Source organism: Oleidesulfovibrio alaskensis DSM 16109 (genome assembly GCF_000482745.1).
Classification (GTDB): domain Bacteria; phylum Desulfobacterota; class Desulfovibrionia; order Desulfovibrionales; family Desulfovibrionaceae; genus Oleidesulfovibrio; species Oleidesulfovibrio alaskensis.
Genome location: NZ_AXWQ01000007.1, coordinates 1 through 14,345, shown reverse-complemented (window position 1 = coordinate 14,345; position 14,345 = coordinate 1). Strand labels below are relative to the sequence as shown.

Genomic DNA, 14,345 nt, shown 5'->3' with positions numbered 1-14,345 from the left:
ATGCCGCGCCGCACCCGCCTGAGCGTGCCGCAGGCACGTCTTCCTTCCGCGCCGTAACCTTCCTACGGCACACAGACTGCCATATCTGTTACTCAGCACAGAACATTCTCAGACATGCTGCATAATTTACAACAGGCATTGTAACAACTGCCCTGATAGACTATAACAGCACCGCTGTTGCGTTCCATATCACCCTCACAGGGGAGAATTTTATGACACAGACACAAAAACGCATATTCCTCTCGCCGCCGCATATGGGCGGCAGCGAGCTTGATTTCATACATACCGCATTTGAAAGTAATTATGTCGCACCGCTCGGCCCCATGGTAGATGCCTTTGAACGCAATTTCAGTACGTTTACCGGTATTCCCCACTGCGCCGCCCTCAGCAGCGGCACCGCCGCCCTGCACCTTGCCCTGCGCACTCTGGGCACGGGTCCCGGCGATATCGTGCTGGCGTCCACACTGACATTCATCGGCAGCGTAAGCCCCATCACCTTCACCGGAGCGCAGCCTGTTTTCATCGACAGCGACACCGAAACATGGAACATGAACCCCGACCTGCTGGCCGAAGCCGTGGCCGGATACGCAGCTGCCGGTCGCATTCCCCGTGCGGTCATAGTTACCGACCTGTACGGACAATGCGCCGACTATGACAGGCTGCTTGAAATATGCGCCCCTCACGGCATTCCCCTGATCATCGATGCAGCGGAATCGGCCGGTGCGCGCTACAGAAACCGTCATGCCGGCACAGGCGGCTACTGCTCTGTCTTCTCATTCAACGGCAATAAAATCATCACCACTTCCGGCGGCGGCATGCTGTGCACGGACAATCCGGCCGTGGCCGAAAAAACCCGCTGGCTTGCCCAGCAGGCACGCGACCCCGCCCCCTATTACGAACACAGCGAGATAGGCTACAATTACCGCATGAGTAACATCTGCGCCGCCATAGGGTGCGGTCAGCTGGAAGTGCTGGCACGGCGCGTGGCCCAGAAAAGAGCCATATGCGAACATTACCGCAGGGTTCTGGAGCCGCGCGAGGGCATCGCCTTCATGCCTGAAGCGCCCTACGGCCAGAGCTCGCGCTGGCTTACGGTCATAACGCTGGATCCGGCCCGCTGCCGGTGCACGCCGGAAGGACTGCGCCGGGCACTGGAAGACTGCAACATCGAATCGCGCCCCGTATGGAAACCCATGCACATGCAGCCGGTATTCAAAGACTGCAGGGTGTTCGGCGGCAGCGTGAGCGAACGTCTCTTCCACACCGGTCTGTGCCTGCCTTCGGGTACCGCCATGACCGGACAAGACCTGACCCGCGTAACGGATGCCATCCTGCGCGCGCTTGACGGACAGCCATGCGAATAGCACTGCGCACCGCCAACTTCTACATCATGATGTGCGTGGACCTGCTGTGCTTTGCAGCCGCGCTGTACGCCGCCTATATGCTGCGGTTCGACTTTTCCATTCCCTATCTGCATGTCGAACGCATGAAAGGACTGCTGCCATGGGTACTGCCCATGAAGCTCGCCGTGTTCGTGGTATTTTCCATGTACCGCGGCATGTGGCGCTACACCAGCCTGCGCGACTCCATCCTGCTGCTGCGCGCCGCAAGCGTGCAGAGCCTGCTTGTCATCGCAGGGGTGGCATACCTTACCGGATTTGCGGGCTATTCACGCGCCGTCTTCGGCATGGACTTTCTGCTTACCTTTCTGTTCACCGGCGGCGCGCGTCTGGGTATCCGCATTCTGTTCTCCCTGCGCGAGACAGGGCGCTTCTGGCTGCCCATGACGGGCCGCACCGCGCGCAAGGGAGCCAGAAGGGTCATCATAATCGGCGCCGGCAGAGCCGGAGAACGGCTGGTCAGCGAACTGAACCGTGATGTGTCGCTGGGCTACTTCCCCGTGGGGTTCGTGGACAACAACCCCGCCCTGAAAGGCAGAACCATCCACGGCCGTCCCGTCATGGGCACGCTGGACCGCCTGCCCGAAGCCATTGTCTCCACCCGTGCCGAAGAACTGCTCATCGCCCTTACGGAAGCTTCTTCCGAGCAGGTGCGCCACATAGTGCAGGCCTGTTCGGAAACGGGTCTGCCCTGCAAAATACTGCCGCCCATGAACGAAATTCTGGATTTCAAACGCGGCATAAAAAACATGCGCGAGGTCAACTACCTCGACCTGCTGGGCCGGTCGCCGGTGGAACTGGATACCGGAGCCATCAGCCGCTACCTGCAGGGCAAATGCATTCTGGTCACCGGCTGCGGCGGCTCCATAGGATCAGAGCTGGTCAGGCAGATTATCCGGTATGCTCCCGCCCGTCTGGTGCTGGTGGATGCCAGCGAATTCAATCTGTATAAAATACAGATGGATCTTGAACACGTACACGGCTTTCACGACTATGTGGCCGTACTGGGCAATATCCGCGATGCCCACCTGATGCGCACCACATTTGCCGCACACAAACCAGAGGCTGTCTTCCACGCCGCGGCGTACAAGCATGTGCCCATGCTTGAGCGTAACCCGTGGCAGGCCGTGCAGAACAATATTCTGGGCACCCAGACACTCATGCAGGCCGCCCACGATGCCGGAGTGCAGCGTTTTGTGGTGGTCTCCACCGACAAGGCGGTACGCCCCACCAACGTCATGGGGGCTTCCAAGCGGGTAACAGAACTGCTCATGCGCAGGTTCTCCGGCAGTTCCACACGGTTTATGGCCGTGCGCTTCGGCAATGTGGTCGGGTCGTCCGGCTCCGTTGTGCCGCTGTTTCTCGACCAGATTGCCAGAGGCGGCCCCGTCACGGTCACGCATCCCGAAGTAACCCGATACTTCATGTCCATTGCCGAAGCCGCGCAGCTTATTCTGCAGGCGGGCACCATGGCGCAGGGCGGCGAGATATTTGTGCTGGATATGGGGGTACCTGTCAAAATAGCAGATATGGCCAAAGACCTTATCCGCCTTGCCGGACTGGAACCCGAAGTGGATATTCCCATTGTCTTCACCGGTCTGCGCGAAGGTGAAAAACTGTACGAAGAGCTGATTACCGCTGACGAAGGCGTGGTGCGCACCGAGCATGACAAGATTATGGTGCTGCGCTGCTGTGACAGCGCCCAGATATCTGAAAGCGCCCTGCAGGCTCTGGAACAGGGCCTGCAACAGGCCGTGCAGGCAGCACAGGCGCACGACGGTGCAGCAGTGCGCAGAGCGCTGCATGTGCTGGTGCCCGAATACACCGAAGTTGAACATACGCACACAGAGACCGGCGCGTCTGGCGCGCCGGAACCTGCCGCACTCCGGCCGGAACCTGCGTGACGTTCGCTGCCCCGCAGATACAACAAACGGCCCCGGCATGACGCCGGGGCCGCTTTTTTATAATCATGAAATATAAAAAAATATCACACGTTGCCCGCAAGGGGTATGGCCGGAGTGCCCGCCACCACACTGCCTGCGGACACATGGCGCAGAACAGTGGCCCCCGCGCCTATGACCGCACCGTCGCCTATGCTGACCCCCGGAACAACGGTGGCTCCGGCTCCCACAAAAACACCGCTGCCCAGCCGCACCCCGCCGCACAGCGTGACTCCGGGCGCCACATGGCAATGTTCGCCCACCACGCAGTCATGGTCGACAACCGCACGGTGATTAATGATGGAATTCACCCCCACTCTGACCGACGGCGCCACCACAGCGCCTGCAAGCACCTGCACGCCATCCGCCAGCACGGCATCCTGCGCTATGACGGCCGCCGGATGACACACCGTCGCAAAACGCCAGCCCCCGGCTGTCAGGCGGGCATGGACATGTGCCCGCACATTGCGGCCGCCCACATACCCGATGCCGTTCAGCAGTGCGACGTTGCCGCAATTGCAAAAACTGCCCAGCTGCGCGGCCGGTTTCACTTCCAGACCGCAGAAAACCGTTCCGGCACGTGCCGCATCATCGTCCGCGCAGAAAAGCACACGCCCGCCGCCGGCACGCGCCGCATCAAGCAGCACTTTGCCGTGGCCGCCCGCACCAAAAAGAACAAGTGAATCCATGATAATCCAACCGCCAGTACAGAAAATGCAGTGAATGGACGCAGCGCCCGTAATGGTGTATCAGTCGCCGGAACAAGACCGTGCTTCCCTCCGGCGCTCAAGGACGCGGAAGGAGGCAGCCGGAAGATACAACAGAGTCCGCAGCATACGCCCTGCGGCAGGTGTCCGCAACTCCGGCACATCACACGTCCGACAGGAGACAACGCATGTCCAGATATACCGAACTGCTCCGTCAATTGCAGGAGGCTCCCCGCACATGGCTCATAACCGGCGTGGCGGGCTTCATAGGCTCCAACCTGCTTGAAACCCTGCTCAGCCACGGCCAGACCGTCACCGGTCTTGATAATTTCATGACCGGACACAGAAAAAACCTCGACATGGTGCGCGACGCTGTCACTCCGGAACAGTGGAGCCGCTTCCGGTTCATCGAAGGTGACATCCGCTCGCTGGAAACCTGCCGCGAAGCATGCGCCGGCGCGGACTACGTTCTGCATCAGGCTGCGCTCGGTTCGGTACCGCGTTCCATTGATGACCCGCTGCTGACCAATACCTGTAACATCGACGGCTTTGTAAACATGCTGGTGGCCGCACGCGATGCGGATGTCCGCAGATTTGTCTACGCCGCTTCCAGCTCGACCTACGGTGACGAGCCCAACCTGCCCAAGCAGGAAGACCGCATCGGCAGGCCGCTTTCGCCGTATGCCGTTACAAAGTATGTCAACGAACTGTATGCAGACGTCTTTGCCAGAACCTACGGCATGGAATGCACCGGACTGCGCTATTTCAACGTATTCGGCAAACGTCAGGATCCTGAAGGCGCCTATGCCGCGGTCATCCCGCTGTGGTTTGCCGGTCTGCTGCGCGACCAGCCAGTATTCATAAACGGTGACGGCGAAACCAGCCGCGACTTCTGCCACATAGACAACACTGTGCAGGCCAACCTGCTGGCGGCCACCGCTCCCGATCCCGAAGCAACCAATACTGTATACAACGTGGCCTTCGGAGAACGCACATCGCTGACCGAACTGTACGGCCTCATCCGCGAGGAAGTGGCGCGCCACAATCCGCAGGCGTCAGAAAAAGAAGCACAGTACCGCGATTTCCGCGCGGGCGACGTGCGCCACTCTCTGGCTGATATCAGCCGTGCCCGCACCCTGCTGGGCTATGATCCGCAGATTTCCGTCCGTCAGGGGCTGCGCATTTCCGGCGACTGGTACGCAGCAAACCTGTAGCAGCCTGCCTGCATAACAAGAACAAAGCCACGCACGGTGCCCATAGGCCCGTGCGTGGCTTTGTTCTTATTTTCCTCTTCCCGCAAAAAGGTGATTTTCCGGCCCGTTGCGCCAGCGTCAGGGCCGGAAAATCAATGGGGAGGGGAGATTTTTCATCCGGCAAAGCCGGAAACAAGAACCATACGCCGCTAACGGTGCAGCGTGGCGTACAGTTCCTGCGCGGCCGTGTTGGCAGGGTCGCGGCGCAGCAGTTCTTCAAGCTGCCCTGCGGCGTCCTCTGTACGGCCGACGGAAATATAACAACCCGCCAGAGAAACGCGCACTGCGTCCTTTGCAGGGTCCACTTCAAGAAAAGCATGCAGTCTGGGAATGACATCGTCGATACGGCCCAGCACATAGCCAAGCTGCACCAGACCGTGCACGGCGATCATATTGGCCGGATTCATATCCAGCGCCTGCGCGAAATGGCTGAAAGCGGGTTCATTTTCGCCGCGTTCCATTTCAATCAGGCCCATGCCGGCCAGTGCCTTGTCGCCGGGTTCGATATCGGCGGCTTTTTTGTACAGCACCAGCGCATCGTCAAACAACCCGCGCTGCACGGCAATGGTAGCCAGCCCCAGATACGGGTCAGGATGCACACCGTTACTGCCCGCAGCCTTGCGGTAGTATTCCTCGGCTTTATCCAGCTCACCCATAAACAGGTAGCACTCGCCCAGTTCCTTGTTGATCTCGTAATCAAGATGATTGCTCATGGTTCCCCTCCGTTCGAAAACGGCAACCTGTTCCCTTTTTTCTGCCGCTGCAAGAGTTAAGCAAATTCCGGGCCGACGCGACCCCGCGGAGTTCAGGGAACTTTTTTCCTTTGCCACGGAACAAGCAGGAACCGTGCCACCCTGCAGAATCACAGGCAGATACGCCCCGTGCGCCAAAAGAGCAACCCCTCTGCCGCCGGCGACGGTCACCAGTGACCAAATATTGACACCATGGCCGCAAAACTGCGCAGAAATCATATTTAAAATATATTTTTCAAACAGTTAACAATCATGGAACACACCTTGCTTTGTGCAGATGGCAGCGTCCGGCTTTCCGGCGCATGGCTTCATCGGAGGCAGACACCATGAAAACACTTTTCGGACAGCACATGGAAGTGACCGCCAAGGTCATGGACATGCAGCTCAAGCGCCAGAACGTCATCATGAGCAATATGGCGAACGTGCGCACGCCCGGGTACAAGGCCCGCGAACTGGACTTTGAAAAAGACCTGCAGGCAGCACTTTCGCTGGGTACGGAAGGCAAGATAGCCCGTACCCATGAAAAGCACGTACCGGCGACCTTTGACCCCGAGACTTTCGGCCCGGAATGGACCAAGGCGTTCAGACCGCGTGTCGTCCACGGCGAAGATCAGGTCGATCTGGACAAGGAAATGGCCAAGATGGCCAAGAACACCCTGCAGTACAACACGCTTTCCACCATCATCAAAGGCAACTTTCAGGGCCTTAAAGACGTCATCATGACAGGGCAGAAATAATGGATTTCATGACAGCACTCGACATCGGCGCATCGGCACTCAGTGCGGAACGCACGAGCATGAACATAACCTCCATGAACCTGGCCAACGCAAAGACGACCAGAACCATAGGCGGCGGGCCATACCGCCGCAAGGCCGTTGTCATGGCTGCCACAGAGGTGGACGACCCCTTCAGCAAGCATATGCAGAGCGCGCTTGACCGCGAACTGCGCGGGGTGCGCGTACAACACATCGTGCGCGACAACCGCCCTTTCCGTCAGGTGTACGAACCCGGACACCCCGACGCCGATGCCAACGGCTACGTTAAATACCCGGACATCAACGTGGTGGAGGAAATGGCCAACCTGATGACCTCGCAGCGCGGGTATCAGGCCAGCGTGTCCACCATCGAGGCTGTCAAAAGCATGTACACCAAGGCACTGGAAATAGGCCGTTCATAGGCGGGGTAACGCATCATGACCATTCAGAGTATCGGCCTGAAGGCCTACAGCAACGCGCTGTCAAACTTTACCAAGGCAGAACGCAGCATCCAGTCGGGCAAACTGACGCCGGAACCGAGAGTGGAGCGCTCCTTCAGCGACACCATCAACTCGTCGGTAAAAAAAGTGAACGACATGCAGAGTGAAAAAAGCACCATGATCCAGTCGTTCGCCTCCGGCGAAACACAGAACGTGCACGAACTGATGATAACGCTGCAAAAGGCCAGTGTTGCCGTAAAAATGACATCCGCAGTACGCAACAAAGTGATGGAAGCGTACCGCGAACTGAGCAAAATGCAGTTCTAAAACCGGCTGATTCCCGCTACTTATTTTTCCGGAGAAACACATGACCGCGCTCAATTCCGCCGTGGATAAGGCAAAAACTTTCTGGACCCGCATCAGCATGTCGCAGCGGGTGTTCATCGTCGGCCTGACTGTGGTCGTGGTGGGCATATTTTTCGGCCTTATCTTCTGGATAAATCAGCCCGACTACAGGGTGCTGTATTCCAAGCTTACCCCGGAAGACGCCAACAGGGTGGTCACCGTGCTGCAGGCGCAGAAGGTCAGGTACCGGCTGGATAACGGCGGCAGCACCATAATGGTACCCGCCGACCGCGTGTACGACATGCGGCTTATGGTTGCCGGTGAAGGTTCAGTGGTGGGACAGGGTGTCGGCTTTGAAATTTTTGACCAGATCAAGGTCGGTCAGACTGATTTTGTTCAGAAAATCAATTACCAGCGCGCCCTGCAGGGCGAGCTTTCGCGTACCATAGCTGAATTTCCCGCTGTGGAGAGCGCCCGCGTGCATCTGGTCATTCCGCACCGCAGCCTGTTCATCGAAGAGCAGATGCAGCCTTCCGCTTCTGTGGTGCTGAAGCTGCAGGACGGCAAAAAGATGGACGAAAAGGACGTGCAGGCCGTCGTCAATCTGGTCACCATGTCTGTGGAAGGGCTGGACCAGGGCAAAATTTCCGTGGCGGACACTTCGGGCAAGATTCTGTACTACCCCAAAGACGAACAGTCGCTTGACGGCATGACCTCCACCCAGCTGGAACACAAGCTGACCATGCAGCAGAATTTCGAACGCCGGATCGAAGAGCTGCTCTACCCTGTCATCGGCCCGGGCAAAGTCATTGCCAAGGTCAATGCCGATCTTGATTTTTCGCAGAAAACCATCCGCAAAAAGCTGTTTGACCCCGAAAGCTCTGTGGTACGCAGCGAAATACGTACCGAAGAGGCCCGCAAAGGCACGTCAAACGTCAATGCCGGCGTGCCGGAAGCGAACTTCCGCGGCGACGGCATGTCCGGCGGCACCAGCACGGAAGACTCCAACCGTGAAACCCGCAACACCAACTACGAAATAAACGAAGAAGAACAGAATATCATCGCTCCCGTGGGGCAGCTTGACCGGCTGAGTGTTGCGGTTATCGTCGACGGCACGTATGAAAAGAACGAAGAAACGGGCGAATGGACATATGTGCCGCGCAGCGACGAAGAGGTGGCGCGCATCCGCCAGCTGGTGGCCAGTGCCGTCGGGTTCGACCGTGCCCGCGGCGATGTGCTGGAAGTCAGCAGCATATCCTTTGGCGGGCCGGAAGCCGACACCTACATGTCGCTGGCCGAAGTCATCATGGACTACGCGCTGCGACTGGGTAAACCCCTGCTGAACGCGCTGCTGGTCTTCCTCTTCCTCGTCATGGTGGTGCGGCCCGTGGTTCTGGCCCTCATACGGCCCAAGGTCGAAGGTGAAGTGGTCGAAGGCCTGGAAGGTCTGCCCACCGGCGAAGAGCGTCTGGCCCTTATCGAGGGCGAAGAAGACATGGACGCCATGGACGCCCTGAAAAAAATCGACGATATCAAAGCCCATGCGCTGCAGCTTTCCGAACAGAACATGGAACAGGCAGTGGGTATTCTGAAAAGCTGGCTGAAGGACAGCGAAGGAGCCAAAGTTGGCGGAGCAGCTTAAGGGTCCCCGTAAGACCGCGATTCTCCTCCTTGCCATGGGGGACAAGTTCACCTCTGAAGTCTTCAAAAGGCTGGACCGGTCTGAGATCACGGCCATATCCAAGGCCATGGTCGAACTGGACACCGTGCCCAAGGAAGAGGTTGAAGAGGTGCTGCGCGAATTCCATTACGCCCTTGTCACCGGCAAGGAGCTGATAATGGGCGGCGAAGACGCGGTAAAACGCATGCTGATGAAAAACCTCGACAGCGATACGGCCAAGTACATCATGGACGCGCTGTCGCTGGATACCGGCCCGGCTCCTTTCAGAGAACTGGAAAACGTCAGCCCGCGTATTCTGGCTCAGATACTGCGCAACGAACACCCGCAGACGCTGGCGCTCATTCTGGGACACCTGCATGCCGAACAGGCCGCCGAGCTTATCAGCAACCTGCCGGCAGGTGTGCGCCCCGAAGTGCTGATGCGCCTTGCCAAACTGGAAGCAGTGCCCGAAGACATGCTGATGGAAGTGGACAAGGTGCTGCAGACCCAGCTTATCGCCATGGGCGGCAAAGAAGGCAAAAAAGTGGGCGGTGTCCAGTCCGTTGCCGAAATACTCAACGCCGTGGACCGTGCCACGGAAGAAGAAGTGCTTTCGGAAATCGAGGAAGAATCCTCCCAGATGGCAGAAGATATCCGCAACCTCATGTTCGTGTTCGAGGATGTCAATTCGCTGGACGACAGAGCCATCCGCGAACTGATGAAGGAAATATCCAACGAGGACATGACCATGGCTCTGCGCGGCGCCTCCGACGACCTGAAGGAAAAATTCTTCAAGAACATGTCGGAACGCGCGGCCACCATGATCAGAGAAGATCTGGAAATCATGGGCCCCACCCGCCTTGCCGATGTGGAAGGCGCACAGCAGAACATAGTGAAAACCGTGCGCAGGCTGGAGACGGAAGGCCGTATAGCCATCGGACGCGGAGGCGGAGATGTCTTCATCTGACGAATCACCGGCAAAACGCTGGGGCACCATATATATGGGGCCGGGCTCCATGAGAGAACGCACCCTGAGCCAGCTGGAAAGCGGGCGCAATTCTCCGCGCTGGGACGAAGATACCGAAGCGGAATATCTTGCCCGTGTTCGCGCCCGCGCGGAAGAGAAAGCGCGCATCATACTGGAAACAGCACATTCCGACGCTGCACGGCTGCGTGAAGAAGCCCGGCGGCAGGGATACCAGCAGGGCATAGAACAGGCACAGCAGGAACTGGAAGAGTTCCGCGCAACCATGGGCGATTCGGTTTCCGCCGTGCTGGGAGCCATTCAGGCCCAGTGCACTTCCGTATTCAACGCATGGCGTCAGGATCTTGTCACCCTGTTGCGTGCCTGTGTACAGCGCAGCGTCGCCATGCAGCTTTCGCAGCAGCGCGAAGCCGTGCTTGAGGCCATGTTCACAAAAGCTGCCGAAGCTCTTGATTCGCGCCGCGTGCTGGTTATCCGCTGCAATCCGGAAGACACCCCCGCGGTGGAGGATATTGTGGGCACCGCCAAGGAGCGCATGGCGGAACTGGAACGCTGGACTGTGAAGCCCGACGATTCCGTTCAGCCCGGCGGACTGGTCATCGACAACAACGAAGGCATGGCAAACTGCACAGTGGAAAGCAGGCTTGCCGTTGTGGATGAAATACTCTCGCAGCTGGAACTGCCCGCGGACGACCCCGGTCAGGCGTGACCCGCCGTGCGGTCGGCATACATCTTTTTTTCCGGAACAGATTCATGCACCCCAAAGCCTGTCTTGAACTTCTGCACGATGTGCAACTGGTGGACACCTACGGCAAGGTAAACAAGATTGTCGGCCTTGTGGCCGAAGGCTGCGGTGTAAAAGCGCCTCTGGGCGCCGTGTGCCACATCATTCCGGAAGACGGTTCCGCCCCGCTGCCTGCGGAAGTCGTAGGCTTCCGCGACGGCAATATTCTGTTCATGCCGTACGGTGACATGCGCGGCGTACAGTCGGGCAGCCTCATACGCAACACCAGCATGCCGCCGTTGTTTCCTGTGGGCGAATCCATGCTGGGGCGGGCGTTCGATGCTTTCGGGGCACCGATGGACGGCAGCACCATGCCGCCGGTGGCCGGACACAACCCCATTTATGCACAGCCACCCAATCCGCTTTCGCGGCCGCGCATAGACGAACCCCTTGATGTGGGCGTGCGCTGCATCAACAGCCTGATAACACTCGGCAAAGGCCAGCGTGTCGGCATCATGGCCGGTTCTGGCGTCGGCAAATCAACCCTGATGGGCATGATGGCCCGTTACACATCGGCTGATGTCAACGTCATTGCCCTCATTGGCGAACGTGGCCGCGAAGTTGTCGAATTTATGGAAAAAGATCTTGGTCCTGAGGGCATGGCACGCTCGGTGCTCATCATTGCCACCAGTGACCAGTCGCCGCTGGTGCGCATGCGCGCAGCCTACGCCGCCACAGCCGTGGCGGAATTTTTCCGCGATCAGGGTAAAGACGTGCTGCTGATGATGGATTCCGTAACACGTTTTGCCATGGCTGCGCGTGAAGTGGGACTGGCCGTGGGAGAACCGCCCACCACAAAAGGCTACACCCCCACCGTCTTCGCCCAGCTGCCCAAGCTGCTCGAACGTGCCGGAAGAAACCGGCACGGCACCATCACCGGCATCTACACAGTGCTGGTTGACGGCGACGACTTCAACGAACCCATAGCAGACGCGGTGCGTTCCATTCTGGACGGGCACATTGTGCTCACCCGCGATCTGGCGGACATGGGGCACTATCCGGCCATTGATGTGCTCCGCTCCATCAGCCGTCTGCGTACCGACATCTGCCCTCAGGAAGTCATCGCCGCAGGCCGCACCCTCACGCGTCATCTGGCCACTTTCCGCAAGGTCGAAGACATGATCAACATCGGTGCCTACGCACAGGGTTCCAATCCGGACATTGATCAGGCCATCGGCATGGTACCGCGCATCAACCAGTTTCTGCAGCAGCAGGTGCAGGACAAGCAGGCCATTGACGCCTGCTATGCCCAGATGCTGGAGCTGGCAGGCCAGCCCGCGGCAGCATCATAACCCGCGCCGTCTGCGCATGCTCAGCACGGACTGCATGCTTGCGTTATGCCATGACTGTGCAGCCTGTACACATCCGCCCGAGCACCCGCGGGCGCACTTGCCCGATCACTCACGGGCGCACTCGCCCGGGCACTTGCGGGCGCACTTGCGCTGCCCCTTGCGCGCAGACTTACTCTTCAAGCCGCAGCCCTTCCAGTTCCTTGCGCAGCCATATACCGGCAACGCCCTGTGCCGCTCCCGGACGCCGGACCACAAACACCGGAGCCGCAAACTTCACCGCATGAAAATCAAGCGGCAGCACCACAAGCCGTCCTGCGCGCACGTGCCTGTCCACCAGATGGCCCGGCAGCGACGCCCAGCCCGCATGCCGCAACACCAGCTGCAATGTGGCATATGTGGATTCCTGCAACCACACCGGCCCGCCGTGCCCCGCCCAGTCGGGCTCTCTGTCACCTGTACGGCTGGCAACAACAATGTGCCGGTAGCGCATAAGGTCACGCCGCCCCACCGCAGGCAGTGCGGCAAGAGGATGATGCGCTGCCGCCACCGGCACATAAGGCATATGCCCCACCAGTACGGCATCTATGGCGGCCGGAGTGCCGCTGACCGGCATCACAATGCCCAGATCGGCGCGTCCTTCGCCCACCATCTGGGCCACATCGCCCATGGCGCCGTAATAGGTTTCCAGCTGCACAAAAGGAAAACGCTCGCCAAAGGCCGCCAGCACGTCCACAAACCAGTCCACCGGCACGGCGTCGTCCACAGCCAGACTCAGTCTGGCCTCTTCACCGCCGGCAATGGCCACGGCACGTTCCAGCAGACGGTCGCATTCGCCCAGTACGGTCCACGCCTCACGCAGCAGAGTTTCTCCCGCCGGAGTAAGCACCGCCTTGTGCCCCCTGCGGTCAAAAAGCTCTACCCCCAGATCGATTTCCAGATTGGACACCGCGGTGCTGACGGCAGACTGCACCTTGCCCAGTCTGCGGGCCGCAGCGGAAAAAGAACCGGTTTCCGCCGCCGCGCGGAAAGCCTCAAGCTGATCAAGAGAAAACACGTCGCCTCCATTTTCTATCACAAAATTAGATAGACTCTATCTTTACACCCTCACTCAATGTGATAGTTCATACCCACATTCTGGGCAAGCGGCACTGCCGGTATTCATCGCTGTTTCGTTCTGATCTGCCCTGATTTCCCGTCCGGTCCCCGTACATGGCTATGCCATGCGGACAGGAAACTCCTGATCAGACTTTCTCCCGAAACTGAAGAATTCCGGCAGGCCCCGTTGCCCTGTATTTTTGTGTCCGGAGGTCAAAATGCGCACACGCATGGATCGAATTCGTCATACCCTGCTGTTTGAAGCAGTTCTCATGGTTCTGCTCATTCTCATTCTCCCCCCGCTGCTCGGTGTTTCCGTACAGAAAATCGGCGGGTTGAGCGTGATTATGAGCATGCTGGCGATGGGATCCAACTTCGCCTACAACGTGATGTTCGACAAAATACTGCTGGCACTGGGCAAACCCCTGCTGCCGCGTCCTTTCATCACCCGTGCCGTTCACGCTGTATGCTTTGAACTGCTGTTCGCGGCGCTCACCATTCCCGTCATCATGTGGTGGCTCAATTTCACCTTTATCGAAGCCATCATCTACGATGCCGGTTTTCTGGTGGGTATCCCTGTGTACGCTTTTCTTTTCAATCTGACGTACGACACGGTTTTTCCGCTGCCGCAGCACCCTGTGCCGGCTGAACAGACCAGCTAGCGGACCCTGTACACGCTGCCCGACAGCCCGTGCCTATGCACGGGCTTTTTTTTCGCCTGCCGTACCGGACCCACATTTTCCGGCCGCAACTCTTCAGGTACAGCTCTTCACACGCAGCTATTCAGGCGCAACTATTCAGGCACAAATCCGGCCGCAGGCAACCGTAAAAAGCACTGCCGCAACGGGAACGGGAACGGGAACGGGAACGGGAACGGGAACGGGAACGGGAACGGGAACGGGAACGGGAACGGGAACGGGAACGGGAACGGGAACGG

At 58.8% G+C, this 14,345-nt stretch carries 14 protein-coding genes; 11 read left to right on the top strand and 3 right to left on the bottom strand.

From position 1 onward, the window contains the following. Positions 1–212: 212 nt before the first annotated feature. Both H586_RS0106785 and H586_RS0106780 read left to right on the top strand, forming a co-directional pair. On the top strand, positions 213–1,364 hold the full coding sequence (locus H586_RS0106785; protein ID WP_011366500.1) for a DegT/DnrJ/EryC1/StrS family aminotransferase: 1,152 nt from the start codon (positions 213–215) through the stop codon (positions 1,362–1,364). Then, a complete protein-coding gene (locus tag H586_RS0106780) occupies positions 1,355–3,304 on the top strand; it encodes a nucleoside-diphosphate sugar epimerase/dehydratase (protein WP_027181668.1) in 1,950 nt (649 codons plus the stop codon). The genes H586_RS0106785 and H586_RS0106780 overlap by 10 nt, the downstream gene beginning before the upstream one ends. 83 nt (positions 3,305–3,387) lie before the next feature. On the opposite strand, the gene H586_RS0106775 is transcribed toward H586_RS0106780, so the two are convergent. Next, on the bottom strand, positions 3,388–4,029 hold the full coding sequence (locus tag H586_RS0106775) for an acetyltransferase (RefSeq protein ID WP_027181667.1): 642 nt from the start codon (positions 4,027–4,029) through the stop codon (positions 3,388–3,390). Positions 4,030–4,235: 206 nt separating this feature from the next. Between H586_RS0106775 and H586_RS0106770 the strand changes: the two genes are divergently transcribed. Continuing rightward, complete coding sequence (locus H586_RS0106770; RefSeq protein ID WP_027181666.1) at positions 4,236–5,261, top strand: NAD-dependent epimerase/dehydratase family protein; 1,026 nt, start codon at positions 4,236–4,238, stop codon at positions 5,259–5,261. Between the two features lie 188 nt (positions 5,262–5,449). On the opposite strand, the gene H586_RS0106765 is transcribed toward H586_RS0106770, so the two are convergent. Then, a complete protein-coding gene (locus H586_RS0106765; RefSeq protein ID WP_011366496.1) occupies positions 5,450–6,013 on the bottom strand; it encodes a tetratricopeptide repeat protein in 564 nt (187 codons plus the stop codon). Positions 6,014–6,378: 365 nt separating this feature from the next. Here H586_RS0106765 and flgB point away from each other — a divergent pair, with 365 nt between their 5' ends. From flgB to H586_RS0106730, 7 genes are read left to right on the top strand one after another with little or no spacing between them, the layout of a single operon-like run. Continuing rightward, the gene (flgB, locus tag H586_RS0106760) at positions 6,379–6,789 is read left to right on the top strand and encodes a flagellar basal body rod protein FlgB (RefSeq protein ID WP_011366495.1); all 411 of its coding nucleotides are present in this window, start codon (positions 6,379–6,381) and stop codon (positions 6,787–6,789) included. Next, positions 6,789–7,229: a flagellar basal body rod protein FlgC gene (gene flgC, locus H586_RS0106755; RefSeq protein WP_011366494.1), complete on the top strand. Its 441-nt coding sequence runs from the start codon at positions 6,789–6,791 to the stop codon at positions 7,227–7,229. Before flgB ends, flgC begins: the two co-directional genes overlap by 1 nt. A 15-nt stretch (positions 7,230–7,244) precedes the next feature. Continuing rightward, complete coding sequence (fliE, locus tag H586_RS0106750) at positions 7,245–7,574, top strand: flagellar hook-basal body complex protein FliE (RefSeq protein WP_027181665.1); 330 nt, start codon at positions 7,245–7,247, stop codon at positions 7,572–7,574. 40 nt (positions 7,575–7,614) lie between these two features. Beyond that, on the top strand, positions 7,615–9,234 hold the full coding sequence (gene fliF / locus H586_RS0106745) for a flagellar basal-body MS-ring/collar protein FliF (protein ID WP_011366492.1): 1,620 nt from the start codon (positions 7,615–7,617) through the stop codon (positions 9,232–9,234). Positions 9,235–9,268: 34 nt separating this feature from the next. Then, the gene (fliG, locus tag H586_RS0106740) at positions 9,269–10,219 is read left to right on the top strand and encodes a flagellar motor switch protein FliG (protein ID WP_234702945.1); all 951 of its coding nucleotides are present in this window, start codon (positions 9,269–9,271) and stop codon (positions 10,217–10,219) included. After that, on the top strand, positions 10,206–10,946 hold the full coding sequence (locus H586_RS0106735; protein WP_027181664.1) for a FliH/SctL family protein: 741 nt from the start codon (positions 10,206–10,208) through the stop codon (positions 10,944–10,946). Before fliG ends, H586_RS0106735 begins: the two co-directional genes overlap by 14 nt. Positions 10,947–10,990: 44 nt before the next feature. Next, positions 10,991–12,313, top strand: coding sequence for a FliI/YscN family ATPase (locus tag H586_RS0106730; protein ID WP_027181663.1), 1,323 nt, complete (start codon positions 10,991–10,993; stop codon positions 12,311–12,313). Between the two features lie 169 nt (positions 12,314–12,482). Here H586_RS0106730 and H586_RS0106725 read toward each other — a convergent pair whose 3' ends face one another. Beyond that, complete coding sequence (locus tag H586_RS0106725; RefSeq protein WP_011366488.1) at positions 12,483–13,367, bottom strand: LysR family transcriptional regulator; 885 nt, start codon at positions 13,365–13,367, stop codon at positions 12,483–12,485. Between the two features lie 259 nt (positions 13,368–13,626). On the opposite strand from H586_RS0106725, the gene H586_RS0106720 reads away from it, so the two are divergent. After that, positions 13,627–14,070 (top strand): PACE efflux transporter, encoded by a 444-nt coding sequence (locus tag H586_RS0106720; RefSeq protein ID WP_027181661.1) that lies wholly within the window; start codon positions 13,627–13,629, stop codon positions 14,068–14,070. Positions 14,071–14,345 lie beyond the last annotated feature (275 nt).